This window comes from Planococcus halocryophilus, assembly GCF_001687585.2.
GTDB classification, from domain to species: domain Bacteria; phylum Bacillota; class Bacilli; order Bacillales_A; family Planococcaceae; genus Planococcus; species Planococcus halocryophilus.
In genome coordinates, this window is the sequence record NZ_CP016537.2 from 2,514,608 (window position 1) to 2,537,296 (window position 22,689).

Genomic DNA, 22,689 nt, shown 5'->3' on the forward strand with positions numbered 1-22,689 from the left:
TTATTTTTTAATTGAATTTGTAAGATTGGGGAATTCCAATCGAAATTCGGTGCCTTTACCTTTTTCTGAATCTACAAAGATTTGACCGTTCATTTGGCTGACAATACTATAAGTGACCATCATCCCAAGTCCTGTTCCTTTAATTTTGCTCGAGAAATAAGGCTCTCCCAATCGTCGTACCTCTTCTTTTGTCATCCCAATTCCTTCATCGGTTATGTGGACACTTACTTTAGAAGGCGTAGATTTAATCGCAATAGCCAACATTCCTCCATTTGACATTGCTTCTATGCCATTCCGAATGATATTGACTATGGCTTGTTGAAATTTATGACGGTCCATTAAAATCTCAGCATTCCCATCCATTTCCGTAATATGCATTTCTACACCTTTTCCGTTTGCGTAAGGTACCATAATTTTTAATACATGCTGGACTTCACAAGAAACGCTAGAAGCTTCCAACTGACCATAGGTAGGTTTTGCATAAACAAGATAATCATCGATTAAATCTTCTGCAGATTCAATTTCCTTTAAAACCATTTCGTGAAATTCGATTTGTTTATCACGACTATAATCATATTCTTTCATTAATTGAACAAAACCTTTAATACTTTGAAGTGGATTTCGCAATTCATGAGACACGGCTGCCGCAAAATGACTTACTGTTTCCATCTTTTCGTGCTTTAACAAAGAATTGAACATATACTCCTGACGCTGTATATGTTCAATCAGTAATGCCGTTAAAGCAGTAATCGCTCCTTGGTTAAGCATCAGCACCAGCCATATCTCGATAATGTCATGAATTGGATCCCCAAAAAAGAAATGCCCTGCCAGCATATTAAATAGTAGTGAAACAATCGATATGATAAATACCAAAACAACTTTCATCAGTCGATTAATGCGCATATACATCGGACGCAAAAAAGGTACTCCTGCTGCAATAATCAATTGATTCAGCACTGCAATGTACATCCCGTCTCCACCAATTATAATTCGGGTAATTGCTGCAACTAAAAATAAAACAGCTGATACGAGTGGTCCCCCGTATAATGCACCTAAAATCATCGGCACTTGACGCAAATCAAAAATATAATCTTCTGAAACAACTTGATAAGGAAACATCATACATAGGATGATTGAAATAGAAAATAAAATGGTCAAACTAAGACGATGACTAACAAAGAAGTTCCGTTGACCTGTTGTCGTCAGCAATTGATAAACAACAATCGGAAAGATAATGAAGAAGATATTGTTGATCATGCCGGTCATCATTGCTTCCAATTTCCCCATCTCCACTTCTTTCCATTAGTTTCTATAAGTATACATTTACCTATTGTTCCCTACCACCTTTTTTGTTGTGTACTTGCTACTTCTTATACGGATGAAGTGTCGTCTCTCTCAACTTATTCACTAGACGCTGTCGTCTCTTTTTCATGCCTGCAAGCGAAATATTTTCAATATGAGCTAGCTCCGTTAATCTACATCCTTTTACATAAAGTGCATCTAATAACCATTTTTCATTCTCATTTAACATGCCTAATTCGAGCCATTCTGGCAAACTTTCCCCTACTTCCTCTAGACTCTCTTCTTTTATCTCAGTACCACAATGACTGCTTTGTTCATTTCGCTTAGTTTCTCGCTTTAATTCATCAAGCATTGCTCCTTGAATACTGCGATATGCATACGGTGTAAAGTTTCCTTTAGCATCATCAAAACGCTGCCATGCTTGCCATAACGCGATATTCCCAAGTTGGCGGAAGCTTTCATAATCACGGTAAATATGAAGCTTGCGGATAATCGCTGAAACCATTGGCGCATATTGGTTCGCTACTTCTTCAAAATTTTTCATAGTCGTATCCTTTTGAACGTTCGTAGATTCCCGGGTAAGTTCAGAATAAGATATGAAAATAATGAGAACCACTCGTCGATTAAGCGGTTGGTTCTAACAAACTACCCGTTTCTTGTTATTAAACAAATTGTTCTAAGTGGAAAAATAGTCTGAACAGTATCTATTTTCTAAAAAATATATTGTCACCCAAAGTTGGAGGTGGTAAAATTTTCATGTGTTGAGAAAGGGGAGCTTTTGATAGTGAAGAATTATGATGACAATTTACTTGATCGATCGGTGTTATTTGTCGAAAGTTATTTTGAAAAAGATAAAAAGTCGAAGATTACGACGAAAAATGGCGTGTTTTATTCCCGGCATTCTGTTCTAACGTTGATCGATAAAACGTGTATGATGTTTGCGTCTACATACGAAGGTCGTGTAAAAGCAACGCGCCATAACCTCAAGCAACATAAAAAAACAACGCTTCTCATCTCAGAAGATGGACTGGCCGCCTATCCCACAAAGTCTCCAGATCATCCAGACTGCGTATGGATTTTCAATCATCATTACCGCCTCGAAACTATCGCTCCAAACAGGACCCGCATCTTGTTTGATGAGTTCAACGTCTCGACTGAAGTCAATGTCTCAATTGGCATCCTACAAAAACAACGAAGCCGTATGTATGAAATGATTTATTATTATTCCAATGTTCGCGAGAAAAATAAATCTTAAGCAGAATAGCAAAGACACCTCTCTCTGTACTGGACTGAATCTAGTACAGAGAGAGGTGTCTTTTAGTTTTTTAGGCTGCATCGTCCCCAAGGAGTAAAAATGCAATTTCAATAGCCCATTTGTTTAGATCTTCTTCTGTCTCAAAATCAGTCACATAAAACTCAAAACGCCCGTTCCAAATTTCCGCTTCACCTTCCCAACGTTTGTCGATATCCAACCCTTCTTTCATAGCCCACTGCTCCAAAGCCTCAAGGGACTTTTCCAAATTCTCAGGATGACCTTTGTGCATCGCGGTTGCATATGAACCTCCTGGTATATACCCGACCACTACACGTCGATCTCCCGCGACCATACGTTTGACCGGTACACCAACTTCCATTTGGTACTTACCTTCTGAATCCCCCATGCACCAATAGCGAAAAAATGGTGCACCTGCTGGTTTAGTACCTTGCGTTTTCAACCACTCAAATAGTTCTCCTACAAGTCCATTGACCTCGTCCCATTCTGACAGATCTGCTAGAATGGAAATCCCAACATAAGGTTGCTCCGTACGTTCTGCAACAAATGGCTCACTAATGTATTTCTGTAGCATTCAATCCTCTCCTCCTTGAACGATTAAAGGAATCACTTTCTTTTCTATACCCGCTAGAGTAGCTTTTTAAATCGCTTAGTAGAAATTTACTATTTGACAAAGTTAAAGAACTTTAATATTCATCATTAAACTTAAAACAAACCCAAGACATACAAATTGACTTTCCAGCCATTTTTATATAATCTAAAACAAATGACCAACTAGTCATTTTATGTAACCACTCAGTCAAGGAGGATCCAATGGATAAAAAAACAGAATTAATGAGTCATGCTGTACGTCTATTTTCTTTAAAAGGCTTTCACCAAACTTCTGTACAAGAAATAGCAGAGGCCACTGGAATTTCAAAAGGCGCTTTTTACAAACATTTCGATTCAAAGGAAATTCTCTTTATCAAAATTTTAAAGCAACATCATCAAGAAATACTGACGGAAATTTCGAATTCTCAGTCTAACTTCGAAGAAGATAGCAAAGATATTTTCAAGAAGAAATTAGCGATTGAAATAGAGCGCACCCTTTCTAACCATGAATTTTTTATGATGGTTTTTAAAGATTTCACACTCACTGAAAGCGAAACACTAAAAGACGTTTTCATGGAATTGAGGCAGTCGACCATTACGTTACATAAAACAATTTTACTAGACACTTACGGAGTAGGCATCGAGCCGTTTTTACCTGATTTAGTCGCAATTCTTGAAGGTTTGATGCAACAATACATCTTCGTGCTGGTAATTGAAAAAAAACAAGTATCGATCTTTAAACTTGTCAATTTCATAACTACTACAATCGATGCAGTTGTCGATAACTTAGATAGCATGGAACCCGTTTTAAATGAAGCTCGTTCTCCGGCTGCAACAATTGAAGAAAGTTTCCAGCAAATTATTGAAAAGATTAAAGCTACCGAGACAAATCAAGAAAAGCTAATGGCATCACTTTATCTATTGAAAGAGCAAGTCGAACAAGAAGAACCTCAAGAATTTTTAATCGAAGCTTTATTGGTTTACTTAAAGCAGTTTTCTTTTATTAAAAATGAAGTTGCCTATTTAGAAAATTTTATTTAAGGAAAAGGAGCAAACAACTTGAAACAAATCATTAATTTTTCATTAAACAACAAATTTGCTATTTGGATTTTAACGGTCATGGTCGTAGTAGCTGGTTTATATGCCGGCTTGACGATGAAACAAGAATCTATTCCAAGCATCACACTACCAGCGGTTACAGTCGTTACTGTATATCCAGGGGCAGCACCTGACGAAATTATGGAAGAAGTTACAGTTCCTATGGAACAACGAATTCAAAACATGAATGGCGTGGAGTTGGTTACCTCCACCTCGATGGCAAATGCTTCAACTATTCAAGTTCAATATGACTTTGAAGTAGATATGGACCAAGCAACTCGTGAGTTGGAAGATGCTTTATCGAAAGTCACAATTCCTGAGGCGGCAAATGATCCACAAGTATCTCGCCTTAGTTTAGATGCGTTTCCTGTACTAGCTTTAAGCATTAGTAACTCTGAAAGCTCACTCGAAGAACTTACGGATACAGTTGAGAACCAGATTCTACCTACGCTTGAAGGTGTGCCTGGATTGTCTGAGGCACAAGTGTCTGGACAACGTGTCCAAAAAGTCACATTGACTTTTGATCAGCAAGCACTAACGCAATACGGTTTAACTGAAGATACCATTCAACAAATCATTAAAGGATCAAATTTAACATTCCCACTAGGTTTGACAAATTTCGATGGCGAATTGAAAAATTTAGTTATTGACGGGGATATCACATCTGTTGAAGATTTGAAGAACTTGCAGATCCCAGCTGTCCCTCAATCCGCAGCTACTGCTCCAACTGAAGCACCATCTTCAGCATCAGGCGAACCTCAAGCACAACCACCAGTTGCTGCACCGACTGCGATCCCGACTATTGCACTTAGCGAATTGGCTGACATCCAAGTAGTCAGCGAAGCAGAGTCAATTTCACGGACAAATGGTGAAGAGGCTATCGGTATTTCAATTATCAAGTCACCAGATGCAAATACTGTGGAAGTCGTAAATGGCGTTCAAGAAATCATTGCGGACATGGAAGACGAATACAATCTGACAGTGTCTTCATCATTTGACCAAGGAGAACCTATCGAAAAATCTGTTGAAACAATGCTCAGCAAAGCCTTATTTGGTATTTTATTTGCAGTAGTCATTATATTGCTATTCCTTCGCAGCTTTAAAACAACATTAATTTCGATTATCTCAATCCCGTTATCCTTATTAATGGCAATTTTCTTATTAAATCAAATGGATATTACGTTAAATATTATGACCCTAGGTGCATTAACGGTTGCCATTGGTCGTGTTATTGATGACTCGATTGTTGTTATCGAAAATATTTATCGTCGTATGGCATTACCCGGAGAGAAATTACGTGGCAAAGAGTTAATCCGCGAAGCGACGCGCGAAATGTTCTTACCGATCTTTTCGTCTACTGTGGTTACGATCGCCGTATTCTTACCGCTTGCACTTGTGAGCGGACAAATCGGCGAATTGTTCTTACCGTTTGCATTAGCAGTTGTCTTTGCACTTTCAGCATCTCTATTAGTCGCTGTTACGATTGTTCCAATGATGGCACATTTAATGTACCGCAAACAATTAACGAATATGGATACTGTTACATCCGCGCACAAAGAACATAAACCAGGCAAACTGGCAGCTAGCTACAAACGTATTTTGGAGTGGTCATTAAATCATAAAATCATCACTTTTGGTGGTGCAACGCTCGTACTTGTAGCAAGTTTATTCTTGGTACCGGTTATTGGTGTGAGTTTCTTACCTGAAGAAGAGCAGAAGATGGTTATGGCTACTTACAGCCCAGAACCCGGACAAACCCTTGAAGATGTAGAAGCCATCGCGCTTGATGCAGAATCTACCCTTAGCGAACGTGACGGCGTGACGTCTTATCAATATTCGCTTGGTGGAGATAATCCAATGTCTGCAATGGGTGGAGCTGGAAATAACTCGGCATTGTTCTACATTGAATATGATGACGATTTTGAAGCTTTCAGTAACGAAAGCACAAAGTTAATCGAAGACTTAAATAGCTCAACAGAATCAGGCGAATGGGCGAGTATGGACTTTGCCCCTACAGGCGGTAACGGCTTAGAATTATTCGTTTATGGCGATAATGTTGAAGATATTCAATCGGCAATCAAAGAAATCCAGCCATTCATGGAAGATAACGAAGGCCTAGAAAACACAGAATCTAGCTTGACTGATGCTTATGACCAATTTACATTAGTCGCAAGTCAACAAAGCTTAAGTGAAAACGGATTGACTGCTGCACAAATTGGCATGGCTTTAAGTAGTGTCGGTGAAGCACCAGTCTTAACGACTGTTACTCATGAAGACAATGACATTAATGTGTATATTGAAACAGAAGAAACCGAGTACGCTGGAATTGAAGATGTTACTGCTGTAGAAATTCCAACAGCTCTTGGAACTTCTGTTAAAGTCAGCGATGTGATGACCGTAGAGGAAGGCAAATCTCCAGATACGATCAATCGTAGAGATGGCCAAATGTTTGCTTCTCTAACGGCAGATGTTCTTGGCAATAACGCTGCTGAAATCACTGCTGAAATTGATGAAAAAATTGCTGAAATTGATTTACCAGCTGGTGTTACAACAGATCATGGTGGCGTCACGGAACAAATTAACGAATCGTTCACGCAACTAGGTCTTGCTATGCTTGCTGCTATTGCAATCGTCTACTTTGTACTGGTTGTAACATTCGGCGGCGCATTAGCACCGTTCTCTATCCTGTTCTCCCTACCATTCACAGTGATCGGTGTTCTCGTAGCATTGTGGATTACGGGTGAAGCGTTAAGTGTTAACGCATTGATTGGTGTATTGATGTTAATCGGTATTGTTGTCACAAACGCGATCGTCTTGATTGACCGAGTGATCCATATGGAAGATGCTGGACTTAGCACTCGCGAAGCACTTCTTGAAGGTGGCGTGACTCGCTTGCGTCCTATCTTGATGACTGCTTTAGCTACAATCGGGGCACTGATTCCTCTTGCTCTTGGCGTAGAAGGCGGAGGCGGAGGATTGATTTCTCAAGGCCTTGGGATTACCGTTATCGGTGGGTTAATCAGTTCGACTTTATTAACATTGGTTATCGTACCAATTGTTTACGAAGTCGTATCCAAATTCCGCAAGAAACGAGTCAATTAATTTGGAACAGGCAGCTCACGTGTGAGCTGCCTGTTTTTTTATGCTTATTTTTCGCTGACCGCACCTTAATTGCTCAAGAGCGCACCTCAAACAGCAAAATCCGCACCTCGCAGCATGATAACCGCACCCCAAACAGCGAAATCCGCACCTCGACATGCAATAACCGCACCTTACGAATAAAAGCCTGATCAGCTAAACTGAACAGGCTTTACCTTTATTGGTTCTTCAAGTATTCCAATACCGATTCATCAATCAATGCTTCTTCTGACCAATGATCGTCAAAATTCTCGCGCAGGCAAAACGTTTTCAACGCCTCTTTCACTGCCGAATCATAACTGCTGTGATCGACGGATTCCAATAAATCAAGCTTAACCAGTTGCTCAACAATCACCGTCAACACGTCTTCTTTAATAGGCAACTTTTCTGCTGACGGCGCGGCATACATTTTGTGGAGCTCATATAACCGCTGTAACTCTTCAATTGGTTCTCGATGATCATCGACACGTAAATCCACTTTCACATCGTTATAGCCACCGTATCCTGCCTCTTTTTGCAAGACATAAACCGCAGCAGATTGTTTGCCTCTACTGTCGCCTCCGGCATGTTGAGCCGCCGTTATGGCCTGCAGCAAGCGCTCAGCCAATGGACCTGATGATTCTTCAAATGATCTACTCATTTCGCTGACCGTTTTCTCACTGACGAGAATATTGCCTTGGCACGAGTGATGTTTCCCTATTTTATGCCCTGCCCAATCGTAGCATTCGTGACCAGTGAAGGCGCTTGCTTCACCATCCGCATTAATAATAGCCACTTGACGTAAACTCCTGCCTGGATCATCAGCAATCAATTTATCAATCACTGCCTCAGGTGATAAGCCTTTTTCTAACAATCCTAGTCCTTCTGGTCCGTAAGCCGTATTGGCCCACGATTGCGTTGCTACTGCACCAACACCCGCCTTTGCCCACGGCACGACTGATCCGACCGCCAAAAATTTCGACTGAACTGCCACGCCCACTTCTCCCGTCGCCGGGTCTGCAGCAACAATAGAAAAGGTCGCCACCAATTGATCTTTATTCACTTTAATGTTCATGTATTTGCCCCCTTTTCTCTACTGTAATTCAATCAAACAAAATTTTCCTGTTTCGCAATTCGTATACACAAAAAAACCTGTAGAAATCCTAAAGGATTTCTACAGGTTTTGCATTTTTCTTGGATTGGCGATTGAGTGCGCTTGTTCTGTATTTCTTTTTATCAGTTTTTGACAATGCTTTATACTCTTCTAAGAAAGTTTCGTATTTTGTTATAACTTCTTTTGTAGGGCCGTATTCTTTAACCACTCCAAATTCCAACCATAAAATTTGATCACAGAATTTTTTCATTTGTGAAATCGAGTGACTGACAAAAAACATCGTTTTCCCTTTTTTCTTAAACTCCATCATTTTGTCTAAGCTTTTTTCAGAAAAGGCTTTATCACCTACAGATAAGGCTTCATCCACGATTAAAATATCTGGATTGACTCGAACCGAAATAGAAAAGCCTAAACGCGATTTCATTCCACTAGAATACGTTTTTACTGGTTGATCGATAAATTTCTCCAGCTCTGCAAACTCGATAATTTCATCTTCCATCTCAGAAATCTGTTTTTGAGAAAATCCAAGCATCAATAATTTGAGCTCGATGTTTTCACGACCTGACAACTTCCCATCCAGTCCTGCGTTTACTGCAATCAATGCTACGTCACCGTTACTTGTCACATGACCATTTGTTGAAGGAATAACACCTGCGATAATGTTTGCTAAAGTCGATTTCCCAGATCCGTTAATGCCAACGAGTCCGACAATCGAACCTTCTTCTACTGTGAAAGAAACATTTTGTAAAGCATAAAAATTCTCTCCATAGTCCTTATAAGGAACTAACAAATCAAGAAGTCTTTCAGATTTTTTCTTATATAATTTATAACGTTTTGAGACATTTTTAACTTCTACTGAATTAACCAAGATTTTCACATCCCATTTTTATAAAAAGTCAATAAACTGACTTCTGAATTTCACGTGAAGATAAGAACCAACAAGGAATGTTAATGCGACTACTCCAACAAAGTAAAGGGTATAAGTCGGATTTTCAAGAAAGTACCACCCTTCACCAAGTAACGAATACCTGTACCCTTCTATGACGTAATAGAAAGGATTGAGTTTCAAAAACACTTGCCATGAATCTGGCAGTAACGTTGGCGGCCATAAAATCGGCGATAAATACAGCAGCATACGCATAACTGATTGCAACAGCATTTGCACGTCTCTAACAATAGTCGCCAAAGTGGACGTAATGAGAGAAAGGCTAAACAGGAATACGAGTAACCCAATGATGTAAATAGGCAACTGCAAGTAATAAATGGAAACTGGAAAGCTCATAAACTGTAAGACTACCATTCCGATAGCTAATAGTACCAGATGCGGATATAGCTGCGCAAAAATTGTATAATTCGGAATGATACTCATTGGGAAATTCATCTTGGCAAGCATCCTAATCTTAGTGTAAATCGACTTAGAAGCTTTCATGACACTGCCATTGATAAAGAACCATACGAGAATTCCGGCAAACATCCATTGGAAATAAGGAATATCTCCAATGGCTTCTCGCTGCCTAATTCCAAAACCGAAAACAAACCAATAGATCATAATTTGAATTGCTGGGTTAATGATCTCCCAAGCTGCCCCCAAATAATTCCCTCTCGTTAAGCTCCGCAATTCATATACAGAAAGCCGGTTAATTAAATAAGAGAATTTCACTTGCTCTTTAATTACTTTTATCGCTGATTTCATTTTGATTCCTCACTAACTTTCCTCTAGACACTTAGAAAAGTTTCTATTGGTTCTATTAAAGCTTGTCAGACAAGCATGCACTTCGAAAGAGTAACGAACTAAACAAAGAAACACTTATAAAATATTCTCTTGTTGCAAAGACTCTACGATACGTGTTGTGTTTTTTCTATCCATAAACGTATTAATCTGCTGATATTTCTCCATAATTCCATCTTCCACTTTATAATTTAGAGAGATGATATCATCGATTTTTTTCATCAAATGATCAAGATCATAGATGACAGCACCAGGTGCATTTTCATCGTTTACTGGTGGGATTGCTTTATATTGATTAATTAAATATTCTTTTTCTTCCCAATAAAAAATAGGGTATGCACCTCTAAATGTTGCATCATAAATTGCTGAAGAATAATCCGTTATGAAGATAATTGAGTTCTTCAAAGCTTCCGAAGGGTTATTACTAATAATGTGTTGATATTCCTTCATATTTTCATATATATGCTCCGAGAATTTATTGTGTGGAACAATTAGCAATCTGTCCAATAGCCCCTTTTTTTCAAAAGCTTCTATAACACGAATAATTTGAGTATAATAAGTAGTTTGTTCAATTAGCCCTCTATAGATTAAGCCTTCTTCCCAATAGCGGTAAGTCGGCATGAATGCAATTTTATCAGCATTCTCATTGAGTTTTGCGTGATCAAAAGTTGCTAGTCCTGTAAGAATTAAATCATCTCTATCATAACCCATTTTATAAAATTCTCCTGCCTCAAGCTCAGAACTAATGACAGATTTACGCATATTGAAGACATTCTTATCTTTGTGGAATCCAAAAGCCATTGGATTGTCTACCGGTTTCGCAAACATAATACCATGCTGAAGGAAAGTTAAAGGTATGGTATTAATTTTCTCACGGATTACATCAATATATAAGCGATCATTGAGTAAATGATTTGATAACTCACTAGATATAAGATTTGAAGCTCTAAATGTTAAATAATAATGTTTGAAACTATACTTTCTAACAATTGCTTTTTTGTATTGTTTTTTTAGAGTTTGATAATTCTCTGCATCTTTACTTAAGATAAAGTAGTTTTTTGAAAGTAATTTTTTTTCTTTCATCACTTGTTCAAAAACTCTAATTGCAGATTCATCAGCTTTCATGCTTTTCTTCTCAAAGTAAAGGTTAATATTTTCTTTAGTTTTAGGAAGCCATTTAGAAATTGCATTTGCAATAAAAATCAAATTTCTATTAATAAACGTGTATTCTTCAGATTTGGATAAAATCGTAGAAGTTAGATCACCACGAACATTAGTTCTTATCACATTGACTTGATCTCCAAATATTTTAAAATCCAGGGTTTTCTTTTTCTTTGGACGTATATTTAATTTCAAGTTGTGCAAAATTGTTTTTTTATCACCAAGATACAAGTTAGTGTGTATGCGATTATCAACATTTAAACTAGAAACTGGCACCTTGAAGAATCCATATCTTCGAACAAGTTTGAAGTTAAATGGACGAATAAACTTAGCAAGTGGTGCACCTTCAGTACCTGCATACAAATAGTCATAAACTCCACTTGCCTTATAAGCATAATGAGTGCTTCTTCCAAAGATATATAAATTTTCACCAAAAAATCTAGCTTTAAGATTTGGGTGAAAACTTGAAATCTTAGTAGGTTTTCCTTGTGACAAGTAAATTCCTTTAGTTCTATTGTGCAAATAATATTTAACACCATTAACCTTTATTATTCCTAATAGATGTATATTGCGATATTTTTCTAGGTAAGTCTTATCCGCAATTTTAATACTTTTTCTAGCTATTTTTTTCAAATTTATATTTTTCATCAATCCTTCTATCTCAAAATCTAGTGAATTAGGACCGGATAAACTATAATCAAGATTTGGTTTATTCATGAGTACAGTAAAAATGACTTTATGTGTAACTAGCTCTTTTCTAAATAAATCATAGATTATAAATATATAAAATTGATCATATTGAATTTTTCCGATTGTTAAGAAACGATATTCTACAGTAGTTAATCCTAAATCTCTTTGGATAACGTGTGGAGACAAACTAAACGTAGCTAAATCATGTACACTCTCGATATAACTACCAGTATAATCATATATCGAAAACGATGTATCTCCTGTTTGTTTAAAAACCAGTAAGTCTGAATAGGATTCAAATTGCATCAACATTGAATTTTCATTAGGTTTGAAACCAACACCATCTTCATTTACAAACTTTGAAGCATATACTTTATTATCTTTGACATATCCAATAATACATTCCGCTGAATATGGATTTGTAAATAATATCTGATCCTCTGCTTTATATGCTCCAAGGTAAATTGGTTCTTGTTTTAATAATGGCAAATGCAATACATATGTGCCTTCAGTTTCCATCATAAAAAAGGCTATCTTCTCACTTGCTTCTTCAATTACTTGTAATTTAGAATTAAATATTTTCACTGTTATACCTTCTTTTTCATTTATATTTAGATGTTTTCATTACAGTTAATCAGTAAATTTTCATTATTTTATTCAACTTCATGTCGTAAAGAGATTAAATTCTCACTTTAAAAAAGCCTGCACGACACGTTCGGTTGCTCGCCCATCTTCTAGAGAAGTAAAGCGTTTTTTAAACTTAGCGAAAGCTTGATTTGATTGGACATCCATGTCTTTCAGTTCTTGAATTGCCTGAAACAATTCACTTTCTGTTTGGACGATAGGACCGGGTGCATCTTTTTCAATATCGATATAGAAACCACGTAATTGATCACGATAGTTTTCCAAATCGTACATAAAGAAAATAACTGGACGATTTAAAATCGCATAATCGAAAAATACCGAAGAATAATCTGTAATCAACAAATCAGATGCCAAGTACAAATCACGAATGTCTGGGTAACGCGATACATCGTAAACGATTCCCTCATACGCCGAGAAATCAAAGTTTTCAGCAACTAAGTAATGCATACGAGACAACAACACCCAGTCATCACCGAATTCCTTTTCCCAGTTTTTTAAGTCAAACTGAAATTCAAACTTATATTTTCCTTTTTGATAAAATTCATTATCTCTCCACGTAGGAGCATATAACATAACTTTTTTATGTTCTGCAATGCCCAAATCTTTTTTTAGATTGCTGACCAAAGTTTCTGAGCTATTACTTAAGATGTCGTTACGAGGATACCCAGATTCAATAACTTCCCCATTATAGTGGAAGGCACGTTTAAAAATTTCGGATGAATAGGAGTTAGGAGAAATCAAATAATCCCATTTCTCCGACTCCAACACAAAATTCTTTTTATAGGAATCTGTTTTGGTATTCGGCATATGAACTTCTTCTATATCAAGTCCTAGCTTTTTCAATGGAGTTCCATGCCAAGTTTGCAAGTATACGGTCCCTTTAGGTTTTGGCATCCATAAAGGCAACCTAACATTGTTGACCCAGTATTCCGCTCTTGGAAACGTCCAGAACCAGTTTATCGTAAACCTTTGAATATAAGGTACTTTGAATTCTTCAAAAAGCTTAATCGCACTTTTATCTACACTCCACAAAAGCGTATAATCCGGATAATGTTCTTTCATATATTCATATATAGCGCGTGGATTATCACTAAATTGCTTTGCATGAAAACTTTCAAATACGACTAACTTTTTCTTTTTCGGAAGTTTTCCTAGTACCACAAATACTGCGCGAAAGGCCCTTCTTGTATAGCTACTATCTTTTAGATTTTTTATTTTTTGGATGAAACTCAATTTTTTCACCTAACTTCTTTCTAGTTAAATGGAATGGACAAAATTTACTAAATTAAATAGCATCCACTCTCTTTTTATTTTATACTAACTATAAGCGTTTCTGTGGAGCTTATGAACGCAACTTTTCTTCTACGAAAGCGTCTAATCACTCATACTTCTCCCATATTTCCAATAGCTATTACACATGATAACATATAAGATGATATCATAGCATACTGTGGAAAAATCGAAAATAAGCATTCTTGGAGTGAATACATATATGAAGAAAGTAATAACATACGGAACCTTTGACTTGATTCATCATGGTCATATAAACATTTTGAAACGAGCAAAAGAAAATGGAGATTATTTAATCGTCGGCTTATCTACTGATGAGTTTAATGCGATTAAAGGCAAAGCTGCCTATCACTCCTATGAAGAACGAAAACTCATACTAGAAGCTATAAAATACGTTGATGAAGTGATTCCTGAAAGCAATTGGGGCCAAAAAGTATCGGACATCACTAACAACAAGGCTGACTTATTTGTAATGGGGTCTGACTGGGAAGGCAAATTCGATGAACTCAAGGACTATTGTGAGGTTCTTTATTTGCCACGAACAGAAGGCATTTCAACTACTAAAATCAAGACAGACCTTTTTAATCGCAAATGATCAAAGAATTTGGAATTTCCATCTACCTCTTTCTGTTTAAAGTCTTGTTTGCCCTGTTCAAACTATTCCCTCTAAAAAACAAAACAGTCTTTCTTTCTTCTTTTGGTGATAATGCGTTTTTTATTGCGAACGAATTATCTAAATCACAGCAACACCAAATGATTTTCATCAACCAAGCAAAATGCAAACTCGATTTCACAACCATTCCAACGGATAATAAAAAGATTTATAGCTTTGAAACGTCCAATATTTTAGATACTTTTTTATCCATCTATCATTTGGCCACTTCAAAGTATGTGTTTGTTGACAATTATGCCGGTGTTCTTTCCGTCATTAAATTTCGACATGAAGTAAAATGCATACAATTATGGCACGCAGCTGGAGCTATAAAGAAATTCGGCTGGAGCGATCCTGAAACTTCGGCAAGGAGTGAACGTGCAAAGCTGAGATTCCAACAAGTGTATGATCGTTTTCAATATATTCCTGTAGGTTCTCAACAAATGGCGGAGATTTTCTCTGAATCTTTCCATGTTGATCAAAGTCATTTTATTCACACTGGCGTGCCACAAACAGATTTTTATTTTGATCCCATTGCTAAGGAACAAGCGCATGCTAGATTGCAAAGCTTGTACCCTGCCATTACCGGAAAAAAAGTTGTTTTGTACGCTCCTACTTTCCGCAAAAATTCGTTGAATAGTATGGAGTTACAACTGAACGTAGAAGAGCTTCTTGAAAGATTGGACGAGCACTATGTAATATTGATACGCCTCCACCCTTCTGTTCATGAAGTAACCAACTTCACTGAGCATCCGCGTGTTTTGTTGGTAAATGATTACCCACACCTTAGCGAATTGCTTATTGTCAGTGATATTTTGATTACCGATTATTCATCCATTCCGGTGGAATTTTCTTTACTTGAGAAAAAAATGATTTTCTTCACTTATGACCTTGAAGAGTATGGGAAAACGCAAGGCATATGGGCGGAAAACAGTTTGTACTTCCCTGGTCCAATTGTGAAGACGACGGGCGAAGTAATTGATCATATTTTAAATCCGTCGATTGATTATGAAAAAATCGATCAATTCTGCAAGCATTGGAATACCTATTCGATAGGTAAGAGTACTTCTCAACTGATTAGCGTCATTTACGATCCGAATGATTTATAAGTCTGCCAGCAATCCATTAAATTGGACTGCTGGTTTTCTCATTTTTAAAAGCAATACCGCAAATTCCGAACTATTTATAACTATCTCCGTTATTTTCAAAATACTCAGTCTTTAATAAGGCGAATCGCCTACTTTTGTGGTATATTAGAAGTAGAATATGCACATCATCACTCCATATATCCCACTTTCCTATACATACGCTGACACAATTTCAGCGCACTAACTAAAGGGGTGAGAAAGGTGCTTTTTTCTAAATGTGTAAAAGTCATAGCCGCGTTGCTACTAATCCTATTTACCGTATTTTCTTTCTCTAGTCAGTCACAAGCAGCAAGTTCCACATATATTTCAAAAGGCAATACAACTAGTAAAGTGGTTGCCCTTACGTTTGATGATGGTTCAGACGGTACCAACATTAACAAAATTTTAGATATCTTGTCTGCCAATAAAGTAGATGCAACATTCTTTTTAACAGGTTCTGGCGCTAAAAACCATCCTTCTTGGATTAAGAATATTTCAGCTAAAGGTCACCAAATTGGCAACCACTCTTATTCACATCCCGACTTCACAAAACTGTCGGCTGCCAAAATAAAAAGTGAGCTTGATACGACAGAAGCGACGATTAAAGATCTTACAGGTGAAACAACTAAGCCAATTTTCAGAGCTCCATTTGGTGCATCTAATGCAGCTGTTTTAAAAGCTGTTGGTGATGCAGGATACACCCATACCATTCAATGGAATATTGATACAGTTGATTGGAAAGGTGTTTCTTCTACACAAATCACCAACAAAGTAATGGATAATATTGTGCCTGGATCTATTGTGTTAATGCATACAGGTGCAGGGGCATCTGGAACACCAGGAGCTTTGCCAAGTATGATTAGCAAATTGAAAGCTAAAGGATACACATTTGTCACTGTATCCGAATTATTGAATTTGCCTTCCGCTCCTGTCAGCGGTACTAAATATACAGTCAAAGCTGGCGACACTCTTTACGGCATTGCGAGAAAATACAATGTTACCGTTTCAGCATTAGCCAAAGCCAATAACATTACTAACTATAATTTGATCTATGTGGGTCAAGTACTCACCATTCCGGGGAAAACCACGACCCCTCCCGCTATAGCTGTTAAATACACCGTTAAAGCTGGTGACACCCTTTACAGCATTGCGAGAAAATACAATGTTACCATTTCAGAATTAGCTAAAGCCAATAATATCACCAATTACAACCTGATTCATGTGGGCCAAGTACTCACCATTCCTGGGAAAACAACAACGCCTCCCGCTTCGTCCGTTAACTATACCGTTAAAGCCGGGGATACTCTTTACAGCATAGCTAGTAAATACAACACCACAGTTGCTAAAATAGCCGCAGCCAATAATATCTCTAATGTCAATGCAATCGCTGTAGGACAAGTATTGGTGATCCCACAATAATCTCTCTACACATGATATTGACTTACTTTAAAAGAAGCTGGAATTCACTTTTCCAGCTTCTTTTTTATTTTTTCTTTTCATCCACAAGTTATTCGGTTAGCAAATATATTCACCTTAAAAATTTCTTCGAATTTCAAGACATATGAACATTTGTACCTATTTTATAAAATTAAAACCAATTCTATAATAGTATAGATATTCCATTTTTTATAAACAGGAGGAAGAAAATGAAGCGTTTAGTTGGGTTTTTAGTAGTTTTAGGGTTTGTACTCGGTACATTGCCGCTATCTGCATTTGCGATCAAATCGGATGAGGCTGAATTTAATGCGTTTTTAGTAGAAATCAATTGGGATAAGCAAGATTATCTAGACTACTTAGAAAGTAAAGACTGGTCTTTAGATGAGTTTGAAACGATTGATGAGTTAGGGACACCTTTAACTGAAAAAGGTATTCAGCTTTTAACAGAAAAATTAAACCTGACTCGCACAGAATTAAATGAGTTACTTTATGAATACGGTGACCTTGAGTATGGCGAAGATGTTCTCGACGGTGTCTACTTGATCTTCATTGAAGATGTTGAGTACTTTAGTGAGTTTTATCTAGATGACTACACAGGTACACCGATTGACGCTTTAAACCTACAGGAATTGATGGATGACTTTGGCTTTGCATCAGAAAAAGAGTTAGAAGATTTTTTACAAGGTTATTCTGATTCCCTAGAAAACTACGACTTTATCGAAGAGTTAGAAGACTCCCTTCTTTTTTATACAGAAATGGATGATTACGAGTTAGATTTCAACGGTCTTTTCACTGAACTTGGGTTGACTGAAGAAGAAGTAGAAAGATTAATTGCCCATTTAGAAACATTGAATTATGAAGACCCTGCATTTGAAGAACAACTAACACAATTAAGTGATCGCATGATGGCTATCGGTGATTTTGAGACAGCTGACGAATTAACAGCAGAACAAATTGCTGAGATGATGGATGTTTATAATGACATGATTAACTTGTTTGAACTAAAAACAACTTACTTTTTTGTAAAAGATGGCGTAAAAAAACCTGTTTCATTAGCTACATTAATGACGCTTCAATCAACTGAAGGTGCAGACTTATTAATTGAGATTTACAACCTTAAAGATGTATTTTTAGCTGATGTTTTGTTGACTGCCGATATGTTTGGGTCTGATCTAATTGTTGATACAGGAAAAGACTTAGGAGCTGTAGAAACAATTATTTCAACTCCGACTGTGATACAAAAACCAACTGCATCTGCACCGAGTACAACACAAACAGTAAAAGGTGGCAAATTACCAGTTACTGCTTCTAATTTTGTACCTACTTTACTTTTTGGACTGACTTTACTTTTAAGTGGGGTTGTTTTATTCCGCCGTTTGAAAGCTGAAAAAATTTAATGATGAACGACCAACTAAAAAAAAGAAGAAGCAAAAAACCGCTTCTTCTTTTTCTATCGATTACCTTGGTTATTTCCGGTTTATGGTTTAGCACTTCGAGCACAGCAACTTTCATCAAAGGTTATATGCTTTATAAAACAGGAAATGTTGAAGCTAAAGATTTTAGCAGCAAGCCTGAGTCTCCACGACTTGATATTGATGAGAAACACACAAAAAATGACTTGCTCAATCTTGAGTATCCTCAAAAACCCGAAGTTGGCGAGTTGATGGGAGAACTACTTATTCCAAAGCTCGAAGCCAGCCTACCGATTATTCACGGAACAGATGAGGATGAGTTAGAAAAAGGTGTGGGGCATTTTGCACAAAGTGTACTGCCCGGTGAAAATGACAATTCCGTATTGTCTGGACACCGCGATACGGTCTTCCGCGAACTAGGTAAAGTCGGAAAAGGCGACCTTTTAACTGTCAAAACTTATTCAGGTACTTTCACTTATAAAGTACGTCAAGTTCGAATCGTCGACCAAGACGACCGAACCGTTATAGTACCAAAACCAAAAGCTACCTTAACCGTTTCTACATGCTATCCATTCGATTACATTGGATACGCTCCAGAACGTTATATATTAGTAGCTGATTTGGTTTCAAGTAAATAAAAGAGCGGTGAAGTCAACTTCACCGCTCTTTTTTCTAACTTATTTTTAGTTACGAATTTCTTTTAACTTCTAGTAGCTTTTGAACTTCATCGTATATGCGGCGACTATTATTCTGATCTTGATGCTTAATAATCCCGGTGATTTCGTATTCGAAATTCGCAAAATTGCTCTTAATTCGATCTTCAATAATGGTGACAAGCTCTTCCTCGTATGATCCAATCCCACCGATAAACGTTTCTTCAATAGGTCGCAAAATGCCTTTACGGAAAAATCTCTCTACATCAAAATGATAATAAACGACCGGTTTGTTAAGTAAAGTAAAGTCAAAGCTGACACTGCTATAGTCCGTTATCAGCAAGGCATGGTCTATCAGCAACTGCTGAACTGTCTGTGAACCCAAAGGGATAAATTTAATACGCTCATGCATATCTTCAATTTCACTTTGGAAATAATCTTGGGCACGGTAATGTGGGTAAAAGTTAATATTCACATCGTACTCTTCAAGAAGTCCAAGCAATTTTTCATTTTGGATTAAGTTTGCATAAGCCATGAAATATTCACTCTTCAAAAATTGTTCGTCCGTATTAATCCAATCACGCCATGTAGGCATCAGTAAAATGTCTTTAGGTGGATCGACTTGGATGAGATTATCAAAACGTGCCAAACCAGTTGCGACCACTTCATGATCGTCGTAACCCATTTCATCCATTACAATTACTTTCTTTTCAGGCTCAGAGCTAACAATAAACAAATCAAATGGCATATCGTAATTTTTCTTATGATATTCCACATTTTTGCGTCCTAACACTCCATGTTGAAGGAATATCTTGAGGGTTTCTTCATAGCCAAAAAACCCTTTTGCCGGCTTATAAGGCAAAATGTTTTCTAAGTCGTGTGTACCAAGTAAAACTTTAGCTTTAAAGGCAATTTCAAAATGTTTATCGGAACCAAAAATCAGTACATTCGTGAGGTGCTTAATATGTTCATACTCTGAACTGTCTTCTTCTATCACATAATAAGCTTCAATAGATGTATGCTCCTGTAACCATTTGAAAAAGACGATGCCGTTATCTTGAGCAGTATTCGCGCGCTCTCCCATTAACCAAACATTTTCATCTTTTGTTTTAGTATCTTGTGGAATTTTCACATCGTTTCTTACAGTAAATGCTTCTACTTTTACGTTATTAAAAGGAGTCGTCGTAATCATGAAATGATGTTCATCGCCGTTATCATCTAATTGTTTAATATAGCTATAATAATTATCTTTCTTGTATTGCGCTTTAGTATATCTAATTTTTTCTTTTCGGATAACATCTTGTGAATTGTTTTCAATCACTACAAACAAATCGAGAACGGTTTTATCTTTACTTTTCAGACTTATCAAATCCAAGGTATTAAAATCAACTGTGAATTCTCCAGAAATAGGCACTTGAAGTGATTCTTGAGACGCACGGTCTTCTACCATTAAATAAGCTTTGGAACCTATAAACTCTTCTATTGCACCTATCACACCTTCGACCTGGAAATCCTTTACTTCACGGATAGATTTTTTTAGTTTAGCTGGAGTCATTGCTAATCCAAGAGATAAATCTTTTCGACGATAAAATTTCAATTTAACCAACTGCGAATTTGATATCACCTTATACCGCGTCGTCGTATTTTGTAAGGTACGTTTATCTAAACTAAATCTATAAACTTTAGGTTCATCACTATGCTCAACAATGAAGAAGCGTTTTACAAATAGATTGTCCATCAAATTATTCATTGGCAAAGTGGTTTGAAAAAGACCATTTTCGTTCTTCAAGGGATAAGTTTCGAGTAGTCCACTTTTCGGCTCATCTACTTGAAGAGAATATTCCACATCTGTTACTCTATTTCCTAGTGAAAACGAAAAAAGAATTTCGGAATTTTGTTTTTCTTCTATCGAAATAAAATCAATTTCCATTGTATGTGGCTGCAATTCCAAATAAAGATAAGATTCTCTGCATAGTATTTTAAACTGGTGATGATATGAGCTAACAGACTCAGTGAAATCATTTTCCAAATATAATGAGTATAATTTATGATCTGCATAAAGAAACATTCTCCATAAACCAGCGGCCATTTCGGAAAATTCATCGAAAACAAAGAGACTTCCTTCATCTAGTCGTTTGCCCTTTAATATTCGAAATTGGAAATTATTAAAACCATAAAGTTCTATATCTCTTGATCCTTCTTTTAAAACATAAGGCAGCCGAATAGACAAAGTAAAAGCGTTGTACTTTACGGATTCAACTATTGTGCTAATCGATGTATTCATAAAATGAAAACCGGCATAGTGATTTTCAATAATAATGTTTCTCTTCACTTTGATTGATAAAATTTTTTGCCCGATTAAAATGCCTTCCTTAAAATCGTCAACTTCATATATTTCGTGTTCTGTTATCCACATCTTTTTATTGTTAATGGTTAATTGCAAACTTGAACTTGAAGTAACCAAGTTAAGAAGATGTTGGGGTATCTTTACGATTAAGCGATTATTGTGTAATACTTCACAATTTAGTCGATATTTCTCTTTATTGATTAAAAATTCAGCTTTAATAACTTTTTTAACTACAAAAAAATTAGACAACTTAAATTCAAATAATAAATTTTGTTCTTTTAGATAATATTTTTCAACAGCTACTTTTTTTACAATTTTTTTCCTCAATTCACTTAAAATTTCTTTAAAAATCATATTAGCTATTCTCCTAAAAATATTATTTTAATATTTTATTTTTGAATAGAGTTACTGTTTTCTATCACTTTTCGTCTTAACTTCTCTCTTCACGCAACCTCTATAAGAGGAATTCTAAACTGATTGACAAATTATTTCCGGTAATAATATTTTTATGACTATTTGCATTGATAGTTTTTCTCTCCTTCTAAATAAACGGGATTCATAATACTTTAAAAAATGTATAAGATATACATTCCTGCCCTACATCTATTAAATATGTTGTTTTGGATGTCGTAATATCTATTAGCACCTAGATAAATATATCTAGAGGAAATCCATTATGGAATGGACTCTCATTTTTATTTCCTGAATTTATTAGCCATAGACTTTAAATAGAAGTTGATAAACGTTATGCCATCGATTTTGTTAAGTCAATTAAATTTGTACTATATTAACAAATGGTTGAAGTTATCTCTTTCTGACACTAGTAAATAAACCAACTATGGTTCTCTTGTACGTTTTATAACTTCACCACATTTTGGTTACTTTAATTCTATTTCAAGATAAAAAAGTTATTTGAACATACATCAATCCAAATTCACCACCTTTTGGGACGGCTCTATTGCTCTAAAATTCTGCAAAAAGATAATTATCTAATTATTCAGTTAATTATACCGCATTAAATATAATTCGTCACAACAAAATGTGTTTTTTT

At 36.4% G+C, this 22,689-nt stretch carries 17 protein-coding genes; 8 read left to right on the forward strand and 9 right to left on the reverse strand.

All coding sequences use genetic code 11. The annotated features are described in order from the left end of the window. Positions 1-1,269 (reverse strand): sensor histidine kinase, encoded by a 1,269-nt coding sequence (locus tag BBI08_RS12650; protein ID WP_237146591.1) that lies wholly within the window; start codon positions 1,267-1,269, stop codon positions 1-3. Between the two features lie 94 nt (positions 1,270-1,363). Continuing rightward, positions 1,364-1,846 (reverse strand): sigma-70 family RNA polymerase sigma factor, encoded by a 483-nt coding sequence (locus BBI08_RS12655; RefSeq protein WP_008497099.1) that lies wholly within the window; start codon positions 1,844-1,846, stop codon positions 1,364-1,366. Positions 1,847-2,086: 240 nt separating this feature from the next. Between BBI08_RS12655 and BBI08_RS12660 the strand changes: the two genes are divergently transcribed. After that, complete coding sequence (locus BBI08_RS12660) at positions 2,087-2,557, forward strand: competence protein ComK (RefSeq protein ID WP_040850609.1); 471 nt, start codon at positions 2,087-2,089, stop codon at positions 2,555-2,557. A 70-nt stretch (positions 2,558-2,627) separates the two neighbouring features. On the opposite strand, the gene BBI08_RS12665 is transcribed toward BBI08_RS12660, so the two are convergent. After that, a complete protein-coding gene (locus BBI08_RS12665; RefSeq protein WP_008497096.1) occupies positions 2,628-3,149 on the reverse strand; it encodes a GyrI-like domain-containing protein in 522 nt (173 codons plus the stop codon). A 239-nt stretch (positions 3,150-3,388) separates the two neighbouring features. Here BBI08_RS12665 and BBI08_RS12670 point away from each other — a divergent pair, with 239 nt between their 5' ends. Together BBI08_RS12670 and BBI08_RS12675 are read left to right on the forward strand one after the other, a co-directional pair. Then, positions 3,389-4,207, forward strand: coding sequence for a TetR/AcrR family transcriptional regulator (locus tag BBI08_RS12670; RefSeq protein WP_008497095.1), 819 nt, complete (start codon positions 3,389-3,391; stop codon positions 4,205-4,207). An 18-nt stretch (positions 4,208-4,225) separates the two neighbouring features. After that, on the forward strand, positions 4,226-7,366 hold the full coding sequence (locus BBI08_RS12675; RefSeq protein ID WP_008497094.1) for an efflux RND transporter permease subunit: 3,141 nt from the start codon (positions 4,226-4,228) through the stop codon (positions 7,364-7,366). A gap of 214 nt (positions 7,367-7,580) precedes the next feature. On the opposite strand, the gene BBI08_RS12680 is transcribed toward BBI08_RS12675, so the two are convergent. From BBI08_RS12680 to BBI08_RS12700, 5 genes are all read right to left on the reverse strand, one after another. Further along, positions 7,581-8,456 (reverse strand): DUF1028 domain-containing protein, encoded by an 876-nt coding sequence (locus BBI08_RS12680; protein WP_008497093.1) that lies wholly within the window; start codon positions 8,454-8,456, stop codon positions 7,581-7,583. A gap of 88 nt (positions 8,457-8,544) precedes the next feature. After that, positions 8,545-9,363 carry a teichoic acids export ABC transporter ATP-binding subunit TagH gene (tagH, locus tag BBI08_RS12685; RefSeq protein WP_065528169.1) on the reverse strand — a complete coding sequence of 273 codons (819 nt, stop codon included), beginning with the start codon at positions 9,361-9,363 and terminating at the stop codon, positions 8,545-8,547. Between the two features lie 18 nt (positions 9,364-9,381). Further along, a complete protein-coding gene (locus BBI08_RS12690) occupies positions 9,382-10,188 on the reverse strand; it encodes an ABC transporter permease (RefSeq protein ID WP_008497091.1) in 807 nt (268 codons plus the stop codon). Between the two features lie 114 nt (positions 10,189-10,302). Further along, positions 10,303-12,660: a CDP-glycerol glycerophosphotransferase family protein gene (locus BBI08_RS12695; RefSeq protein ID WP_008497090.1), complete on the reverse strand. Its 2,358-nt coding sequence runs from the start codon at positions 12,658-12,660 to the stop codon at positions 10,303-10,305. Positions 12,661-12,762: 102 nt separating this feature from the next. Continuing rightward, a complete protein-coding gene (locus BBI08_RS12700) occupies positions 12,763-13,881 on the reverse strand; it encodes a CDP-glycerol glycerophosphotransferase family protein (protein WP_008497089.1) in 1,119 nt (372 codons plus the stop codon). Between the two features lie 331 nt (positions 13,882-14,212). Here BBI08_RS12700 and tagD point away from each other — a divergent pair, with 331 nt between their 5' ends. From tagD to BBI08_RS12725, 5 genes are all read left to right on the forward strand, one after another. Continuing rightward, positions 14,213-14,605, forward strand: coding sequence for a glycerol-3-phosphate cytidylyltransferase (tagD, locus tag BBI08_RS12705; protein WP_008497088.1), 393 nt, complete (start codon positions 14,213-14,215; stop codon positions 14,603-14,605). Further along, positions 14,602-15,771 (forward strand): CDP-glycerol glycerophosphotransferase family protein, encoded by a 1,170-nt coding sequence (locus tag BBI08_RS12710; RefSeq protein ID WP_065528170.1) that lies wholly within the window; start codon positions 14,602-14,604, stop codon positions 15,769-15,771. The genes tagD and BBI08_RS12710 overlap by 4 nt, the downstream gene beginning before the upstream one ends. 240 nt (positions 15,772-16,011) lie before the next feature. Beyond that, entirely contained in the window at positions 16,012-17,208 is a 1,197-nt protein-coding gene (locus BBI08_RS12715; protein ID WP_008497085.1) for a LysM peptidoglycan-binding domain-containing protein, read from the forward strand. Between the two features lie 227 nt (positions 17,209-17,435). Then, on the forward strand, positions 17,436-18,623 hold the full coding sequence (locus BBI08_RS12720; RefSeq protein ID WP_008497084.1) for a processed acidic surface protein: 1,188 nt from the start codon (positions 17,436-17,438) through the stop codon (positions 18,621-18,623). Then, positions 18,623-19,276: a class D sortase gene (locus BBI08_RS12725; RefSeq protein ID WP_156874347.1), complete on the forward strand. Its 654-nt coding sequence runs from the start codon at positions 18,623-18,625 to the stop codon at positions 19,274-19,276. Before BBI08_RS12720 ends, BBI08_RS12725 begins: the two co-directional genes overlap by 1 nt. A gap of 49 nt (positions 19,277-19,325) precedes the next feature. On the opposite strand, the gene BBI08_RS12730 is transcribed toward BBI08_RS12725, so the two are convergent. Continuing rightward, complete coding sequence (locus BBI08_RS12730) at positions 19,326-21,992, reverse strand: CDP-glycerol glycerophosphotransferase family protein (RefSeq protein ID WP_065528171.1); 2,667 nt, start codon at positions 21,990-21,992, stop codon at positions 19,326-19,328. Positions 21,993-22,689: the final 697 nt, after the last annotated feature.